The following is an 18,919-nucleotide window of genomic DNA, read 5'->3' on the forward strand; positions in this document are numbered from 1 at the left end:
GTAAACTTAATTTATACATGTCTAAAACTCAGCATTAATGAGTTTTGAACTTGTACAGATTTATAGTTAAATTTGTTTATCTATAAAAAATACTATACTTAACTTTTGCTTCACTTGTTAAGTGAAATGATATTTGTAAGCCTATCTGGTGGTTTCTAAATTTTGTAAAGGTACTACTTGATTAACCATTCCTAATGATAGTGCCATTTCTTCACTCACAGGTCTTCCTGTCATGATTTAATCTTTTCAAATTTCATAAACACTCCTCATTTATAACTTTCACACTGTTATAATGAAAAAATTATGCCAACAATAATATTGCTAAAAAACTAGCATTTTTTCAATTAATCTGCATAAGCATTTCACATATTGTGCAATGCTTATGCAGATTAATTACACATTTTATTGATAAACCGACAAACATTAAAATAAAATATTTCTTTATAAAATAATATTTTAGATTCTTCATTTTAAACTATTATAATTGTAAAAGTCATACCGATTATGAATCTACTAAAAAACGAACGATAAAGATGCGTATTTAACAGCTGGGAGTATATTTAAGAAATCCATCCTTCAAAATTAATTCAATCATTCCTGTTTCTTCTAAATATTCAACATAGGACCTTAACATTCTTTCTACTACAGCATATATATCTATGCTTTTTACACGAATATCCCAATTTTCAACAACAACTTTCATAATCTCTTCCATTGTCATAGCACCATCTATAACATCATATACGCTTGAGGCTCTATTCTTATAGAACTCTATATTGTCAGTTATAAGTTCTGTAATATCATTATACATACCTTTGTGAGCAACTATATATTTGCTACATTTTAAGTGATAAAGCTTATTTTTACTTTTCAGATCCTCTTTAAGTATAAAAGCATAGGGGATTTTTGCCTTCTCCATGACTTCATAACTTATGAGGGCATCTCCTACATATACAACATCATCAGGAGTGCTAATACATATATGCGCAGGACTATGTCCCGGTGTATGAAGAATTTTAAATTTAATACCACAAACATTTATACTATCTTGGTTATCCAAAATCATAATATCTGTTTCGCAAACCATATGTCCAAAATAATCTGTTACCTCGGATAATGTCTGGATACTATAATAAACCTTGAGATTGACCGTTGAACTGCAAATAAAAGCCTCATAGGCTGCCATAGCAATAATGCAATTATATTTATTCTTAAAATATGCAATATTTCCTATATGGTCTATATGAGCATGACTACATAGTATACCAACTACCTTAAAGTTGTTTTTTTCCAGAAGCTCATCTATTCCCTCTCTCTCTCCTTCTGCCCATCCTGAATCCAACATAATAATTTCTTCATCATTGATCTTATAGAAAGGTATGTATGTCATTCCAGTATCAATACAAAATGTATTTCCCTTCACTTTTTTTATTTCCATATACTACCTCCATTTTATCCTTTTTAATTCATCTAACAATTTATCATTCAATATCTTGATGTATGTCCCCTTTACCCCTAAAGACTTTACCTCTATTGCTCTAGCACTTTCAATTTTCCTTAGGGCAGTAGCAATTGCAGACCTTGCTATTCCTACTTTATCAGCAATTTTTGCAGCTACGAATAGTCCCCCAGTACCGTTTAATTCATTAAATACGTGTTCAACTGCTTTAAGTTCACAATATGATAATGTACCTAGTGCTAATTGAACTTCTGCTTTCTTTCTAGCTTCTTTTTTTAATTTATCATTTTCAGCTTTTAGAATTTCAATACCAATTATAGTTGCAGTATACTCAGCTATTATTAAATCAGAGTCATCAAATTCTTTTTCAAATCTTGTTAGATATAGTGTTCCTAATCTTTTTCTATTCCCTATTATAGGAATAATAGTCGACAACTCACCTTCTATTTCACTTGGTTTAATTTTATTAAAGTATGATTTTCCCTGGTTTTCAATATTAAATAAAGTTTCTTTTATAGACAGTAATATATTATTGAAATATTCCGGCAATTTCTTATACTTTAGATCCTTTTGTTTTACACTTTCACATTCTATCTTATTAAAAGTATACTCAAGTATTTTAGCTTTTTTGCTTATAATATAAACATTACTATCTAATACATGACTTAAAGCATCACAAATCTCTTCAAATACTACAGGTTCAGGTCCTGCTTTGTGTAGTATTTTATTTAACACTCTCATCTTATTCAGTAATTTTTTATTCATCAATTTTGAAGACATGGTATCGTTCCTTTTTTACAATTTTTTCTTATACAGTACAATATAGTAGCTAACTTTTACTAATAAGTAACACTAATATTTACTTAAACTAACCGAAATTAAATTAGATTTCCATTAAACTTTCTAACCCATGATAAATTAATTTATGTTTAGTAAGTCTTTTGAGAAATAAAATAAGTACTTATAAGGCTGTCCAACTCTTTACAAATCTAAGTATATTCATCTCTTTTTTCATCTATTTTCATATCTAGCCCCCTTAATATATAAAACATACACTGTCAAGAATATTGCAGTATTCTAATATTCTTTCCCAATCATTTATAAATTCATATTTCATATTCTAACCCAAAATATACACATTATATATTCTAATATTTACGTGAATATGTATTTATATCTACAGCAAATTTCATACCAACTTTTACTTTTGTTCCTAATAAATCCAGGACACTAAAAAATAGTCTTTTTTTTATCTTCCTAAATGTTTAAGTTTGACTAAACATAATTTTAATATGTTCAATATAAATAATCTGCACAATTTTTGCACGTTTTTTGTGCAATTTTACATATTTTTGCACATTAGAATAAATTACTTATTAATTCTTATAAAATTTAAAAGAGAGTGTATAACGATTCCTAATGAATTTTTTTCAGTAGATTTAAAATAACATTTAAAATCTACTGCGATGCTATGTAACCCATCATGAAGTCAATCCTATAGTCATTAAAATAAGATTCTTGAACAATTATATATAGATAAAAGGTAGTACTAAACATAGTTATAAAACTATACTCTTTTAATAATACTTCGTCTCCATCTAAATTTTTAGAGTAAAGTTTCATACTTTTTAGTAAAATAAAAATATTACTATTATTAAAATAAATTGTTATGGTTTGAAATGATACTATTCCTTTATGATTAAAGGAGTTTGATAACTTGAATACTATAATCGAAAATTTCACTAAAGAATATACAAATACCAAAGACATTAACACTACTTTTATTAATGTTTCTAATTTAGTCATTATAGAAGATTTAAGGAAAAATTGCGAACAAAATTATTGTGGCAAATACGGCACTAACTGGATATATCCTCATGGAGTAGGCCCAATTAAAAATTGACTAAAAGATTAAAAAAATTCCTTAAAGATCTCTTAATTCAAACAATATACCAATTGGAAGATTCATTTGATTTTGAAGGTATGATGATTACAAAAGAAAAACACACTTCGTACTTATTCATGTGCTTAATCAAATGAGTGAAAGCTCCGAATTATTAATTACTCCCTTTAAATGCTAGTGCTTTCAGTATTTGTGATGAATGTACTTAAATAACGGTAGATAATTGTCTTTTCCCATATAAAGTGATTTCATATTTGGAATCCTATGATATTGAAGTAAACTTTTTAGTTAAAAATAAACTCGTCATATAATCATTTGCAAAACAAGGGGTGAAAGCAAATAATCATAGACGAGTTTATATGAACATTATGAAAAAACTTTTATTGACTATTAAATTTTGTAATCATCAGCTGCTTTAAACATAGCTTTTAAATTTTCTATAGGAACTTGGTTTATTGAACCACCGGCAGCAAGTACACATTTGTTATTACCTTGGAATGATTTAAGTACTTCAATACACTTATCATAAGTTTCGTGAGCAGTCCACTTTTGTAAATCAAGTGGACTTAAGCCACCTAGAAGAGATACTTTACCTTTAGTCAATTCTAAAGCATCGTGCGGAAAAATATCAGGATGATATTGCCATGCAACCATTCCCGAATCTCCTATTGCTGGTGCTACGTGACGAGCAGTTGAATCATTGTGTAACCATCTTTGAGTATTAGGAAACTCTTTAAACATTTGTTCATATCTTGGTAAAATGTACCCTCTATAACTAGGTTCACCAAGGAATGCAGAAAGGTCATCTCCCACCAATATATGGTGTAATGATCCTAAGATTTTTTCTTGAGCTTTTAAAAATCTTATTTGAGTTTCTACAACTACATCTAATATTTTATTAACTAAATCAGGTTCTACAAGTGTATCAGCACACAAGTCACTAATTCCTCTAATGTTTGCTGCTATTGTAAAAGATCCCTGAACAGGATGTGGGTTAACTCTGTAACCTTTAGGACAGTGATCTACCATATATTGTATTTGTTCAAGTGCTTGCCTCATATAGTTATCTCCATATGGATCTCCAGGTTCTAGCCAATCTAAATCTTCTGCATCTTCTACCTCTGCTAAACGAGGATTAGGGTGAACTGAAATAAATCCATTGTCATCAAATTTAACTATTCCACCAAGTCCACTTGCTACAGCAACTGACCCCATATCCGGAGATGGATTACCAACTCCATCTAATTTTTCAAATGCTTCTATTTGACATTGCAGTGCAATATCAGGTTTATGGAAAAAATCATCCAATTTGACTCCCGTAACTGCTTGGAAGAACGGATATGTATAATAGTTAAATACTGCATGTCCGTCAGCTTTTTCTCCTACAATACTTTGTTTTAAACGTCTAAAATTTCTCTCTCTTAAAGTTGTCATATATATCCCTTCCTTAATATAATATAATTTTTTATTGTAAATTTTAAATTGTAGATATAAGTTGTTGATACCTTTCACTATTGGAAAAGCTTTTGTTTAAATTAGATATTCTGAAGAATGAAGAATATCTCCCTTAACTTATAACTTATCACTTGGCACTAATTTAAACCGGTATTCCAAGTAATTTTGGAAGTGTTAATGATATTGCTGGTATATAAGTAACCATCAATAATACTATTATCATAACTGCAATCCATGGCAATATTGCTTTTGCAAGTACATCAAATTTGATATCACTAATTTGACATGCCATAAATAAATTTGCTCCTAGTGGAGGGGTAATAAATCCTATTGCCAAGTTTAAAACCATTATAAGACCAAAATGTACTGGGTTTACTCCTAAAGCTACAACTACTGGTAATAAAATTGGAACTAGAATAATTATTGCTGCATTTGTTTCCATAAATGTTCCAACTACAAGTAATAAGGCATTTATTAGAAGTAATATTACTATTTTATTTGAAGTAACTGCTAATATTGCATTTGCAATTTGTACTGGTACTTGAGTTATTGTTAAAATACGTCCAAAACCAGAAGATATACCTATAATAACTATAACTGCTGCACATAATAGACAAGAATTAAAGCCTATAAATGGTAAATCTTTAATCTTAACTTCTTTATACCAAAATACACTAACTATAATTCCATAAACACAAGCAACTGCCGCTGCTTCAGTTGGAGTAAATACTCCCCCATAAATACCGCCTAAGATTATAACTGGAACCATAAGTGCCGGTATAGCATCAATAAATATTTTAACTACTTCTTTTCCAGTATACTTATGGTCATCACCTTTCCAACCATTTTTAACTGCCATATAAACTGTATAAAGTATTAAACCCAGACCAACTAATAATCCAGGACCAATACCTGCTGTAAACATTCCAGTAACAGATACATTAGCTGAAATAGCATAAACAACCATACAAATACTTGGTGGAATAAGAGTTCCTACTGTTCCAGCTGTTGCACATAACGCTCCTGCAAAAGGCTTATCATAACCTTTAGCTACCATAGCCGGAATCATTATAACTCCAATAGCTGCAACTGTAGCTGATCCTGTTCCTGATATAGCTGCAAAGAACAAACATGTTACTATAGAAACTATTCCTAGTCCACCTGTCATTCGTCCAAAGAATAATCCTGCTACACCAAGTAATCTTTTAGATATTCCACCTCTACCCATTATATCTCCTGCAAAGGTGAATAGAGGAACTGCCATTAATGGGAAAGAGTTAAGTCCTTGTATCATTGTTTGTGTAAAAGCTTCTACACTTATAGGATTTACCCCATAAATTGTTACCACAGATGCTAACCCTAAAGACACAGCTATAGGCACTGATAAAATCAAGAACAATATAAAACTTCCAAATAGTAATGCAATAGTCATTATTTACTCCTCCTCTTTCTTTTCAGAGTCTTTAATTGCAAAACATATGTCATTTGCTCCAGTATAAACTCCAGTATGATTTTCAAAGTATTCTAGTGATTCTGAAAAGTTTTTGAACTTCCACACTATTCCTTGGATTAGTCGAACTAGCATTAAAATAAATCCTACTGCTGCCGCACCATACATAACATTCATTGAAATATCCAAAGTTGTTGCTCTATCATTGTACTCAGCAACAGATTGACATATTTTCACTGCTGACACAAATATAAAACCTGCAAAAGCTAAGAATAAAAAATCAACGATTATCATTATTATCTTTTGTACTTTTTCATTAAATCTACCTACTATAAAAGTAACTTTAATATGTCTATGATTTCTTGTAGTATAAGAAATACTAAAATACATTAACCAAACAAACATAAATCTTGAAACTTCTTCTGCCCATGAAAATCCGGCACTGAACCCGAATCTTAATATTACTTGTAAAGTAATTAGAACTGTCATGATATAAAATAATGTAGCCATTATAATTGGTTCAAAATTTATATCGAGCCAAGAAAAAACTTTTCTCATTTGAATGTCAACTCCTTAAAATATTCTTTCCAGCAAATTATTAAAAATTGTTTGGTAACACCAAAACTAAATATTTTGATGCTACCAAACTAATTAATTTATTATTTTCTTTCAGCTTCTATTTCTGCATTTACCATATCATATAATTCTTGACCACATTTACTTATAATTTCATCTTTTATTGCATTATTCATTAATTCACCCATTTTATTTCTTGTTTCTAGTGAAACCTCATTAACCTCTACTCCTAATCCTGGAAGTTTTTCTAGCGTCTCTTTTTCTGCTGCAGCTACCATTTCTCTATTTAATTTAATAGCTTCTTTTGATGCATCTTCAATTATCTTTCTATCTTCAGAAGATAAACTATTCATAAAGTCTTTGTTTGCAAACCATAACCAGTTTGTATAGATATGTTTTGTTAATGACCAATATTTTTGTGCTTCATAGAATTTTGCATTATAGAAACTTGCAGATGCACATTCTTGTCCATCAATTAAGTTTTGTTGTAATGATGTGAATACTTCAGACCAACTTAAGCTTGTTAAATTAGTACCAAGTGCTTCCCAAGCTTTTATTTGTATAGGGTTATAACCTCTTAATTTCAAACCTTTAAGATCTTCAAAATTTACAATAGCATTCTTACTGTTAGAAAAGTTTCTAAAACCTATTTCCATATATCCTAAACCAGTAAGTCCCATAGCATCAAGTGGTTTCATTAACTCTTGTCCTGCTTTTCCATCTAATACTTTATGAGCATGTTCTTCATCATCAAACATATAGAAACTATCCCAAACTGCAAACTCTGGAATTGTTTGTGTGAAGAGTGTAGTTGCACTAACGCTCATTTCAATATCTCCACGACGTGTCTGTTCAAACATTTCTTGATAATTTCCTAATTGTGCACCAGGGAAAATAGTTACATCAATTCTTCCACCAGATTTTTCTTCAACCAACTTTTCGAATTCTAAGAATGCTTTGTGTCCTGGTGTTTCAACACTGTTATCATGAGCTAACCGTATTTGGACTTTTTCAGGTTTTTTTTCACCATCGGCGTTTGCTGCCTTATTTCCGTTACTTGCATTACTTCCACCACATGCTGTTATAGTTGTCATTACACCTACTAATAATGCTGTTACTAACAATTTAATAGATTTTTTCATAATAAAAACCCTCCTAAAATTATTTTATTTATATAAAGTTTATTTAAACGTTATGAAATTCTATATTGCTTATAACTCGTGTACTTTAAAAATGTCAGTGTAAATGTTTACCTAAACGATTTCAAGAATAATTGCTTTTTCTCTAGGAAGAACTTTGTAATAAGTTTCTCAATTAAGCTAAGATTTTATTTTGCTCCAAATAACCTTATTTTATAGAAACCTATAAACTGATAATTATTTACTTAAGATTTTCACTGCATCTGCTAATGCATGTTCGTCACCAACATTGCCTGGGAAAACTATATATGATGAATCAGGGTAACGTCCTTCTTTTCCAACTTTCCAAACAGGTATACCTTCTAATATCTGACCCATAACAACTGCTCTTTTTATACCAATACCTTTTGTTGCAATATCACTGGATGTTATTCCTCCCTTAGCGATTACATACCTCGGTATGCTTTCTATTGAATGAAGTATTTCTATAAGTCCATCTGAAATAAAATTTCCTTTTGCTAAACTACTCTTAGCTTCATCACCTTTTATTACTTTTCTTGAAGTGTAGATAGCTACATCTTTTTCTTTTTCCAATATAGAATCTACTTTTTTAGCTATACTTTTTATTTCATTTCCTCTAGTTTCCTCATCAATTAATAAAGATACATCTATTTCTATACTCTCAATATCTGTTTCATTAATTAATGTTTGAACCTGTTTAGTTGTTTTTGGAACATAAGAACCAACAATAAGTAGGCCTCCACCGCCTTTATTTACATTAAGTTCTTCTTTACTGAGAAGATTTCTTGAAATATTGCCTGCTCTTGTTTTTACAAAAGATGAAGATGTTCTATATAAGAATTTTTTACCTGACCCTTCTGCTTCTAACAATCCCTTTACGAAAACTTCTACATCCTTATAAGTGAAAGCATTGACTATACAAATTTGTGAATTAGACAAATTCATAAGCTTTTCCTTTACTTTATCTGGTCCAGCTTTTCTAATATCATCTAATGTTATAGATACCACATCTTCCTTTTTCACATTTCCATTAGTCTTTTCCTCTACCCACTCTTTTAGATTTGATGATTTATATCCAAAGGTATGATCATCTGCAAAAGGAGTTAACCCTGCAGGTACAAAGTCATCGCCTTCTCTTACATAATGAATATCGTTAGCAGTATATCTACCACCTTCTAAGAAGTAAGGGAATAAAATCCATCCATCAAATTTTTCTTGTAAAGCTTCTTGAAGAGCATCAACCTCTTTTAAAAAGTGACCTCTAAGAGTTGAATCTCCTCTACTAACTAAAGCAAATGAAGAATCAGTATTTTTAGCAGCTTCTTTAAGATTTTCTGCAATTTCATTATTTAAAGCTAAAGCTTTTTCTTCTGCCATTGCTCTAGAATTAGTTAATATATAGAAAGCATTATACTCATCATTATTAAATTCTTCTTCCAATATATTTGTAGACCACTCAGTAAGTATAGGTAAATCATGTACTGTCTGGGTTCCTGTTGGATCATCATCTAAAACTACTAATTTACTTTTTGTCTTCTTCAATAATCCATCAATTTCTGGAACAAGATTCTCAGACCATTCCATAGGTAAAGATTCTTCTATAACACTCTTTTTAATAATTTTTTCGTTCATAATCAATCCCTCCAGATATATAATTTACTACTACGTTGCACATTTGAATTATATATCTATCACTCTGCGATACCTCTGATATTTTTCTTCCCAAACATTCTTTAAGGCAGGTAAATATGTTTTACATGGAAACGACTTACGGATTAGTTCCTTACCTTCCTCATAACTAGAAATATCTCCAACTGCAATCATTTGCATTATAATATTACCTACTGCAGTTGCATCATAAGGACCAGTGATTACAGGAACATTTATAGCATTAGCTGTAAACCGACTAAGCATCTTATTTCTTCCTCCACCACCAACGATATGAAGAACCTCTGGTTTTCTTCCAATAATCTCTGTTAAATTATCAAATGTATATCGATATTTTAATGCTAAACTCTCTATAATCACTCGAACTATTTCCCCTTTAGTTTCAGGTATATTTTGTCCAGTATTAGAACACATTTTTTGAATAGTCTTTGGCATATTCTCTGGAACTAAAAATTCTGACCACTGAGGATCTATAAATGCCAAGAACGGTTTTGATTCCTCAGCCATATTAATAAGTTCATCCCAAGTGTATTTTCTTCCTTCAAGTTCCCATATACGTTTACACTCTTTCAGTATCCATAGATTAACAGAATTATATATAAATCTTGTATTTCCAAGTACTGATCCTTCATTAGCAAAGTTGTATTTCATTGCTTTTTCAGTTAATATTGGTTCTGAAGTCTCACATCCCAACATTCCCCAAGTTCCTGAGCTAAGATAAGCATAGTTTTCTATCTCTGCTGGAACACAAGCTAGTGCTGCAGCTGTATCATGAGAAGCTGTTGCAGCAACTGATATTCTATGAATACCAATATCTTCTGCAACCTTAGGATGAAGTTTTCCAATGGTATTACCAGGTTTAATAATTTCAGGGAAGATATGTGTAGGTATCCCCATATCTTTAATCATATCCAATGCCCATTCTTTTTTACTGGCATCTAATAGATGAGATGTTGAAGCTATTGTATACTCACTAACTGTTTTTCCTGTTAACCAATAATTAATTAAATCTGGAAGCATAAGAAAAGTTTTTGCATTTTTTAATGCTGGAGAATTAGTTCCAACCATTTCAGCAAGGTGATACAAAGAATTAAGCTTTGTTAATTGAAGTCCAGTAGTACCGTAAATTTCTTTTCTTGGCACTCTATTAAAAGTTTTATTAAGTATTTCTTTTTTCTGTGGGACACGTGTATAAAAAGGATTACCTATGAGTTCACCATTGCTATCTAGAAGTGCGAAGTTAACACCCATGGTGTCAACTCCTAAACTTACAAGCTCTTTGCCATAAAGTTTATTTACTTTTTTCAGGCTATCTTTTATTCCACTAAATAACTTTAGAACATCCCAATAATAATGATTCAGAACCCTAACATGGGAATTTTCAAATTCTCCAACTTTCTCTAAAGTTAACTTGTTACCATCATAACTTCCTACTACACAACGACCCCCAGACCCTCCAATATCTAATGTTATATATTTACGAGCATGTGCCATCACCATCATCCCTTTGTTAGTATTTTATTAAAAGTCTTAGTTTAAGCTTTTATTAATTTGAAAGGTTAATCGTAATTTTTAGTTGACATTTGACGGTGTACAGTTGACAGTAAAGGATGATTTTCTTTAGGAAAATATTTAAACTAAAAGCTTTCACTTTAGTGAAAGGCGTCATTTACTGTCAACTGAGCACTGTCAACCGTCAACTAGTAATTACTCTATCAATGATGGTGTTCCAAGAAGAGATGCTTGGAAATAAAGTTGGCTGGTATCTTCTAAAGCAACAGCACGTTCCAATGCTAATTGTACCGTTTCCCCAACAGTAAATGGACCGTGATTTCTGATAGCTACCGCAACACTTGACTCTAAACTTGGTGCTACCTTATCAGCCATTTCTTGAGTTCCATTATTAATAAAATCTATGACATCAATAGGTTTTAATAGAAGTCTTATACCTGTTGGAGTAGTTGCACAAGGTATTTCATCCATAACACTACTTAATGTATTTACAAATTTGGAATGTGTATGAATAACTCCATTAACATTTGGATAACGTCTATAGATTTCAAGATGTGTAGGTGTTTCAAAGCTAGATTTTCTATTTCCCTTTTTCTCGACAATGTCTCCAGATAAAGTCAACACTACAATATCATCTAACTCCATTTCCTCATAAGGTACCCCACTTGGTTTAATAGCAACGAGTCCTGTTTCTGGATCTCTAGCACTTACATTACCAGCTGTTCCAGTTACCAATCCGCATTGTGGAAGTTTTCTACATATATTAAGCACTTCTGTTTTTAACTCAATTATATTCATAGTTAAGCGACCTCCCTCAAATTTCATATATTTATATAAATCCCAAACCCTATGTAATCTGCGCCGAGAACTAATAAAGAAAATCTACTAGCTCTCGGCACTTAAAAACAAATCTTTAAAATAAGTATTATTTTTTCCAAGCAGTAGTTTTAATTTCTACACCAACAGGATATTTTTTCTTTACGTCTTCAACCATTTCAACCATACGATCAACAATAATATTACAGTACTTTTCACCTTTTTCTCTAGTAGCCAAAGAAGGTTTACCCATAACTCCATGCTTAAGTGTATCAAGTTCTGGAGCACCAACAGTTCCCTCATCAAAACGCATAGGTTTTGATGAACAATACTCTGATGGAGAAGTCACATATTTAGGATCCATAACAGGAGTAGCAGATTCATCTACAGCTAGACTCATATCCATATAGTCTGGGAATGTATGAAGTCCAATTGAAGATTCAGCTTCATCTGCATGCCAGAACGGAGTTTCAAAAATTTCATTATGAACATCTCTAACGATATTCTGGAACATAACTGAAAGAACAAAGTATCCTTCAAGTCCTAAATCTTGTACCGTATAATTTGTAACAAATGCTTGTCCGTGTCCGTAGAAGAATATAAATTTCTTATAACCAGCAACCTCAGCACCACGTACGATATCTTTTAAAACCGCTTTTAATGTATCATTTGACAAAGGAATAGTTCCTGGAAATCCCCAGTGATGATGTGGATGAGCTCCATACCAACAAACTGGTAAAAGCATAGCTCCTGTTCTCTCTGCTATATCCTCAAGCATAGGGAATAATTGCAATGTATCATGCCCTGTTGGACAGTGAGGCCCATGTTGTTCTACTGATCCTATTGGTAAAATTGCAATATCACATTTCTTTGCATGCTCAACTATTTCTTGCCAACTTTTATGTTGCCACCAGTATGATGGCTTTCTTCCTTGATTATTTGCATTTGTCATTTTTGTTACCACCCTTCAGAATTAATTATGCTTTATACTTTTTTTATATTTTATAGTGTTTAAAACACCATGAATTAACAATCATTTTAAATAGCATACTTCAAAAGACGAATCTTCATTTGATAAATCATAAAACTGATACACTCAAGTTCCAGAATACGTATTCTGTATTGATAAATTTTAAGATGCTATTGATATCGCTACCGCATCATTCAGAATACGTATTCTAAAACAATGAGTAATATCTTTATCTTCTTTAATATCTTAGGATACCGTGTGAAATTTCTTTTTACTACCTTAAAGCTTTGTACAACTTGCCTTAACCTTTACATTTTTCACTCTTGCTTGCAACAATTCAATAGACATGTCTGCATCTGTTCAATTGATATTCTCAATTTTCTCTTTCAAATGTTTCTTATGTAACTCTTTAGTATACAAATCATAGATTGAGAATACGTATTCTCAATCTATGATTTTATTTTATAGTGTTTTATTATGTTTGTCAATAGCATATCTAAATTTATTTTATTATTTTTGTGATTATTCCAACAATTCACTCAATTGCTTAACAAGAAGTTTCTTTTCCATGTAGCACTCTGTGATAAATAAACAAATAGTAACTATTATTAACTTAGAAATTTTGTAATGTTTGATGAAAATTGTTATGTATTCTAAACCAAAAGTATACACTTCTAAATGTATACTTCTTATCATTTATTATTTGAAATCAAACGTGTAGAACTTCGCTCAATTAATTTTCCCTCAAAAAGTTGTAAAACTGGCTCAACATTTCGATTTTCCACTCTTTCTTGCAATAATTTAATAGTTGCATCCACCATTTGCTCAATAGGCTGGTAAATAGTAGTTAATGAATATACTGCACGTGAAGCTTCAGGAATATCATCAAACCCAATAACTGAAAGATCCTTAGGAATAGAAATTCCCAATTCAAAACGAGCTACATCCATTACCCCCAGTGCCATTATATCATTAACACAAAAAATCGCATCTGGTTGATTCTTTCGCATTAGTAAGCGTTTTGCAGCTTCAACTCCACTTTCATATGAATATCCACCATATTCCACTAAACATTCATAATTTCCTAACTCGTTTAAACGTTCAATAAATCCCTTATATCTATTAATACTTGTTGATGCATTTTTCTTTCCAGAAATATACGCTAACCGCTTATGTCCTGCATTTACTAAGAAATCAGCAACCTTACGTCCACCCTCAACATCATTACAACACACTGCACTTATATTCGCTCCTGGTATATAACGATTAAACAAAATAACAGGAGTTCCATTTTTTACACATTCATCAGCCATCTCTGATGTTATAGTTGCTCCTGTAATAATTAATCCATCAACCTGGTACTGAAGTACTCTGTCAAGTATATCATCAATATCCTTTCCTGGGGCAGCATTAAATAGTAAAGTCTGTAAACCTGCCTGTTGCAATTTATCTGTGAAACTACTCAAAACTTGATGATAAAATGGACTGGTAGGGTCACTCATAACTAGTCCAATAATGTTTGTTCTTCGTGAAGTTAAACTTCGTGCGATTGCATTTGGCTTATATCCCAATTCCCTAGCAGCAACTAAAACTTTTTGACGTAAATCTTCTGCCAACTTACTATTAGGATTAAGAGCACGAGAAACTGTTGATTGTGATACACCTGCTCTATGTGCCACATCAATAGATGTAATCCTCTTAGTTGTTGATCTATCAGTTTTCTTTTGTAAATTCTTTATAGTGGCCATCTCCTTTTATTAAGAATACGTATTCTTAAAATATATTTACATTTTACTTCTTTTTAATTTCCTTGTCAATAATGTTTTTACATATATGTATTTACTTTCCATCTTTTTTTAAACTTCTTTCATTTCATTCTCTTTTCATTAAAATACTAGCTACCAAAGCCGTTAACGGAATTGTTAAAACCAATCCAATGCTTCCTGCTAGTGAACGTACTATTTCTGTAGCAATAATATCTAAATTTAAGATCTTTTTCATAGGTGTATCGTAAGCTAGAAACAAAAGAAGTAATGGTATCGAACTTCCAGTATAGGCCAAAATCAAGGTGTTTGTCATAGTACCCATAACATCTCTACCAACATTCATACCTGAAGAAAATAATTCTTTTCTGGTTATTCTATTATTAGCGTTATATATTTCTTCCATAGCAGACGCAATGGACATAGCAATATCCATTACCGCCCCAAGAGCTCCCATAATTATTCCTGCAAATAATAAACTTTTAAAATCTAAAGTTACCTTTTGTGGAATGTATAAAAGCATTGAAGCTTCTTCACTACTAAGTCCTGTTAATTGTATCTGACTTCCAATTATAAAAGCAATTATACCTGCAAATAAGACTCCTCCACTAGTTCCTATAATAGCTGAAAAACTCTTATTATTTAAACCACTAATAAGTACCATAGTTATCACTATTATAGATATAGATACAATTATTGTAACGGGTATTGGATTAATTCCTTTTAGAATCAAAGGTAATAAAATTTTTGCTATTGCGAATAATGTAAGCGAAAGTGTAATTATTGCTTTGAGTCCCTTTGATCTACCTATTAAAATAAGGAGTACAATAAATACTATACATAAATACAATATGTAATTTTGCCTTTGATAATCTGATACATGTACATTAATACTTCCATCATTCACTTCTTCAATTGAAACAACAATTTTGTCCCCATCATGAACAGGTATATCGAAAGCATAGTTTCCTAAAATAATATTTTCTGTATTAAAAATCTCATTTTTATATTTTCCACTTGTTATTTTAAGTTTTACATACTGGGTCTGCTGAAAGACTTCTTCTGTATGTTTAAATTCTTCCACTTCACTAGCTTCTATAACAACTGCAGTTTCAATAGCTGGTTCAGTTGGCGGTTCATAACCTTCATTTTCTTCTCCAAAGACATTTGATGTGCATAATAAAAGTATACTTATAAGAGTTATTATTATTTTCTTCATATGTTCCCTCCAGTTTTGATGCTCTTTTTAGTATATCATAATGATAAATTTTTAGAAATTGTTAATCATCATGATTACACAGAATAATTATAAATTGTGAAGAAAAGCATTTCGCAATTTATAGTGACAAGTTACAAGTGATAAGTGACAAGTTGTGGATACCTTTCGCAAGCGAAAGCTTTTAATTATACAAAAGATAAAATGACTTCCTTTTGCGTAGCAAAAGTTCCTTATTCCAGTTAGCGAAGCTAACAAAGGCTTAGTTAAAGATTTTCTGAAAGAAAATCATCCTTAACTCTTCACTCTTAACTTTTAACTCTTAACTAATTTGGTTCGCCTTTTATTTCAACTACGAACTATAAGCTTGCTATGAACCTTATTTTAATCTTATAAATACACTTAAGGTTAAATTAAGGTTATCTTTAATCCTATTTAAGTTATTTAGTTTAATATAATTATCAAAGGAGGTTTTACAATGTTTAAAAGGAATATATTTTTTCTAATTATAACTATTTTAGGAATTGTAGCACCATTACTAATTCCAATTCCATATGAAATCATGGATATTTGGGGCCAGTATATAATATTATTGTTACCCTCAATTTTATTTGTAATATTAACCAAAGAATCTTTTAAAGAAATTTTTAAGCTGAGGAAAATTAATTTAAAAACTCTAGTAATAACCCTTGTTATGTCAATAGCAATGCAACCATTAACTATCCTTGCTGCATCCTTTGGAAATATGATAGCTAGTGACCAAGCTCAAATGCTTGAGAATTGGATGCCGCAATATTCACCTTTAATGGGTTTATTCGTTATTGCCCTTACCCCTGCTATCTGTGAAGAAGCTGTTATAAGAGGTGTAATGCTACCAACTAACTCAAAAATGAGTATTCATAAATTAGCTCTACTAAATGGATTCTTATTTGGAATCTTTCATATGAATCTTTACCAATTTACTTATACTTTTGTGATGGCTGTAATAGTTACATATTTAGTTATTGCTACAAAATCAATATTACCATCAGTGATAATTCATTTTATCAATAATGGTTTAAGTGTTCTATCAGAAAGCAATACCGGAATAAACTCATTTTTTACTGTTCTTGAAGAAGGGCCTAAATTTATTCAAAATAATGAAATTGCATCTTTTGTATATCTAATATTGATGGCCATTATTTCCTTTGTTGTTGTAAGATGTTTAATTAAAAAGACAATGAAAATAAATTCTTATGAACCTAAAAGTATTACAGCTAGGAGTACTGAAGATGAAACAATTAAATCAAAATTTAAATTTAAAGATTATCTACCTCTTGGATTATCTACAGTTTTGTTTGTATTTATAAGTTCCATGTATTAATTAGAGTAAGAGTTATGTATCTTATTTTATAAAAAATCAAAAAGGAGAGAATTATGAAAAAATTTTTAATGTTATGTTTAACAATTGTATTAGGATTAAGTATCGTAGCTTGTGGAAATAGTGGCACTGAGGGTAGTTCAAATGATTCATTAGATAAGAACCCTGTTGCAAATGTAGTAATTTCAGATTTTAAAGCTAAAGATATTGACGGTAATGATGTTACTAAAGAAATATTCAAAGATAATAAAGTAACTGTGGTTAATTTGTGGGGAACTTTTTGCGGCCCATGCATTGATGAAATGCCTGATCTTCAAAAATTCTATGAACAATATAAAAATAAAGGCATCAATGTTGTAGGTATTGTTGGTGATGTAAAAGCCGGTGAAGATACTACCACTGCTAAAGAAGTCATTAATCAAACAGGTGTTAAGTATACCAATATTTTACCAGATACAACACTATATAAAGACTTAGTATCCAAATTCGATTATGTACCTGCAACAATTTTAATTGATTCAGATGGAAAAATCTTAGAATCATTTATACCTGGTAGTACAAACGAAAAAGGGTTTGAAAACCTAGTAAAAGAATATGTTAAATAAATCGAAGATTAATTTACTTGTGTATGGTAAATATATACTACTTACATTATCAACAGCCCTAATTATTTATGGTTGCAAATTAGGTGAAATAAAAGTAGTCTTAACGAAGGCAATTAATATATGCTTGGAGTGTATTGGAATTGGTTAAATATAGTAGAAAAATAGTACAATTAATATTTGCGATCCTTACAAACTCAAACTTAAAAGGATTTATTGAGGGAAAAATATTTAGAGGTAATTCAAAATCTTTATGTGTTCCGGGACTGAACTGTTATTCCTGTCCTGGTGCACTTGGTTCATGCCCTATAGGCTCTTTACAGGCTGTATTTAATAGCATGAAATTTAATATATCCTTTTATGTTAGTGGAATGATTCTTCTTTTTGCTACTATCCTAGGAAGATTTACTTGTGGATGGCTTTGCCCTTTTGGATTATTTCAAGAATTAATTTATAAAATACCTTCTCCCAAAAAAATTATTAACAAACATTTTAAATATATCAAATATGGAGTTTTGTTAATATTTGTTATTATTCTACCTATATTTTTACACAATTCCGTAGGTATAGGAAATCCAACCTTTTGTAAGTATATTTGCCCTGCAGGCACTTTAGAAGGTGGAATACCATTATTAATATTAAATAAAGCTTTAAGGTCCAGTATTGGCATTTTATTCTTTTCAAAATTCACTATATTAATGATTGTAATTATACTATCTATAATATATCATAGATTTTTCTGTAAAGTTCTATGTCCATTAGGAGCAATTTATTCACTTTTTAATAAATATAGCTTTTATCAGTTAACGATAGATGAAAATAAATGTATACATTGTAATAAGTGTATTAATATTTGTAAAATGGAAGTTAATATTGTGCAAAATCCATGTGATAAAGAATGTATTAGATGTGGAGATTGTATAACAATTTGCCCAACTAATGCTATAGGTAGTGGTTTTAAATTTTATAAATAAGATAAAAGGGTAGTATAAGAATAAGTAGAAATCCT

Annotated in this window: 17 protein-coding genes; 5 read left to right on the plus strand and 12 right to left on the minus strand. The window is 30.6% G+C overall.

What is annotated here, in order from left to right:
- Positions 1 to 541 precede the first annotated feature (541 nt).
- Positions 542 to 1,438, minus strand: coding sequence for an MBL fold metallo-hydrolase (locus tag ACQ3F0_RS20110; protein ID WP_428867517.1), 897 nt, complete (start codon positions 1,436 to 1,438; stop codon positions 542 to 544).
- Positions 1,439 to 1,441: 3 nt separating this feature from the next.
- Positions 1,442 to 2,224 (minus strand): GTP-sensing pleiotropic transcriptional regulator CodY, encoded by a 783-nt coding sequence (gene codY / locus ACQ3F0_RS20115; RefSeq protein WP_428867602.1) that lies wholly within the window; start codon positions 2,222 to 2,224, stop codon positions 1,442 to 1,444.
- Positions 2,225 to 3,176: 952 nt separating this feature from the next.
- Between codY and ACQ3F0_RS20120 the strand changes: the two genes are divergently transcribed.
- On the plus strand, positions 3,177 to 3,362 hold the full coding sequence (locus tag ACQ3F0_RS20120) for a hypothetical protein (protein WP_428867518.1): 186 nt from the start codon (positions 3,177 to 3,179) through the stop codon (positions 3,360 to 3,362).
- A 390-nt stretch (positions 3,363 to 3,752) separates the two neighbouring features.
- Here the strand turns inward: ACQ3F0_RS20120 and ACQ3F0_RS20125 are convergent, their stop codons facing one another.
- From ACQ3F0_RS20125 to ACQ3F0_RS20170, 10 genes are all read right to left on the minus strand, one after another.
- Entirely contained in the window at positions 3,753 to 4,796 is a 1,044-nt protein-coding gene (locus ACQ3F0_RS20125; RefSeq protein WP_428867519.1) for a uroporphyrinogen decarboxylase family protein, read from the minus strand.
- 163 nt (positions 4,797 to 4,959) lie between these two features.
- Entirely contained in the window at positions 4,960 to 6,249 is a 1,290-nt protein-coding gene (locus tag ACQ3F0_RS20130; RefSeq protein WP_428867520.1) for a TRAP transporter large permease, read from the minus strand.
- 3 nt (positions 6,250 to 6,252) lie between these two features.
- Positions 6,253 to 6,825 carry a TRAP transporter small permease gene (locus ACQ3F0_RS20135; RefSeq protein WP_428867521.1) on the minus strand — a complete coding sequence of 191 codons (573 nt, stop codon included), beginning with the start codon at positions 6,823 to 6,825 and terminating at the stop codon, positions 6,253 to 6,255.
- Positions 6,826 to 6,926: 101 nt separating this feature from the next.
- Positions 6,927 to 7,985, minus strand: coding sequence for a TRAP transporter substrate-binding protein (locus ACQ3F0_RS20140; protein ID WP_428867522.1), 1,059 nt, complete (start codon positions 7,983 to 7,985; stop codon positions 6,927 to 6,929).
- 234 nt (positions 7,986 to 8,219) lie between these two features.
- Entirely contained in the window at positions 8,220 to 9,635 is a 1,416-nt protein-coding gene (locus ACQ3F0_RS20145) for a four-carbon acid sugar kinase family protein (RefSeq protein ID WP_428867523.1), read from the minus strand.
- A gap of 48 nt (positions 9,636 to 9,683) precedes the next feature.
- Positions 9,684 to 11,165, minus strand: a complete 1,482-nt coding sequence (locus tag ACQ3F0_RS20150; RefSeq protein WP_428867524.1) for a rhamnulokinase — start codon at positions 11,163 to 11,165, stop codon at positions 9,684 to 9,686.
- Between the two features lie 213 nt (positions 11,166 to 11,378).
- Positions 11,379 to 11,981, minus strand: coding sequence for a class II aldolase/adducin family protein (locus ACQ3F0_RS20155; RefSeq protein WP_428867525.1), 603 nt, complete (start codon positions 11,979 to 11,981; stop codon positions 11,379 to 11,381).
- 127 nt (positions 11,982 to 12,108) lie between these two features.
- A complete protein-coding gene (locus ACQ3F0_RS20160) occupies positions 12,109 to 12,951 on the minus strand; it encodes a creatininase family protein (RefSeq protein WP_428867526.1) in 843 nt (280 codons plus the stop codon).
- Between the two features lie 710 nt (positions 12,952 to 13,661).
- Positions 13,662 to 14,717, minus strand: a complete 1,056-nt coding sequence (locus tag ACQ3F0_RS20165) for a LacI family DNA-binding transcriptional regulator (RefSeq protein WP_428867527.1) — start codon at positions 14,715 to 14,717, stop codon at positions 13,662 to 13,664.
- A gap of 124 nt (positions 14,718 to 14,841) precedes the next feature.
- Entirely contained in the window at positions 14,842 to 15,951 is a 1,110-nt protein-coding gene (locus ACQ3F0_RS20170) for a YibE/F family protein (RefSeq protein WP_428867528.1), read from the minus strand.
- A 475-nt stretch (positions 15,952 to 16,426) separates the two neighbouring features.
- Here ACQ3F0_RS20170 and ACQ3F0_RS20175 point away from each other — a divergent pair, with 475 nt between their 5' ends.
- The 4 genes from ACQ3F0_RS20175 to ACQ3F0_RS20190 are packed head-to-tail and all read left to right on the plus strand — an operon-like array spanning position 16,427 to position 18,884.
- A complete protein-coding gene (locus tag ACQ3F0_RS20175) occupies positions 16,427 to 17,311 on the plus strand; it encodes a CPBP family intramembrane glutamic endopeptidase (RefSeq protein WP_428867529.1) in 885 nt (294 codons plus the stop codon).
- Positions 17,312 to 17,364: 53 nt separating this feature from the next.
- A complete protein-coding gene (locus ACQ3F0_RS20180) occupies positions 17,365 to 17,913 on the plus strand; it encodes a TlpA family protein disulfide reductase (RefSeq protein WP_428867530.1) in 549 nt (182 codons plus the stop codon).
- The gene (locus tag ACQ3F0_RS20185; RefSeq protein WP_428867531.1) at positions 17,903 to 18,061 is read left to right on the plus strand and encodes a CD1871A family CXXC motif-containing protein; all 159 of its coding nucleotides are present in this window, start codon (positions 17,903 to 17,905) and stop codon (positions 18,059 to 18,061) included. Before ACQ3F0_RS20180 ends, ACQ3F0_RS20185 begins: the two co-directional genes overlap by 11 nt.
- Positions 18,054 to 18,884 carry a 4Fe-4S binding protein gene (locus ACQ3F0_RS20190; RefSeq protein WP_428867532.1) on the plus strand — a complete coding sequence of 277 codons (831 nt, stop codon included), beginning with the start codon at positions 18,054 to 18,056 and terminating at the stop codon, positions 18,882 to 18,884. The genes ACQ3F0_RS20185 and ACQ3F0_RS20190 overlap by 8 nt, the downstream gene beginning before the upstream one ends.
- Positions 18,885 to 18,919 lie beyond the last annotated feature (35 nt).

The organism is Clostridium sediminicola (genome assembly GCF_050402865.1).
Lineage (GTDB): Bacteria > Bacillota > Clostridia > Clostridiales > Clostridiaceae > Clostridium_AF > Clostridium_AF sediminicola.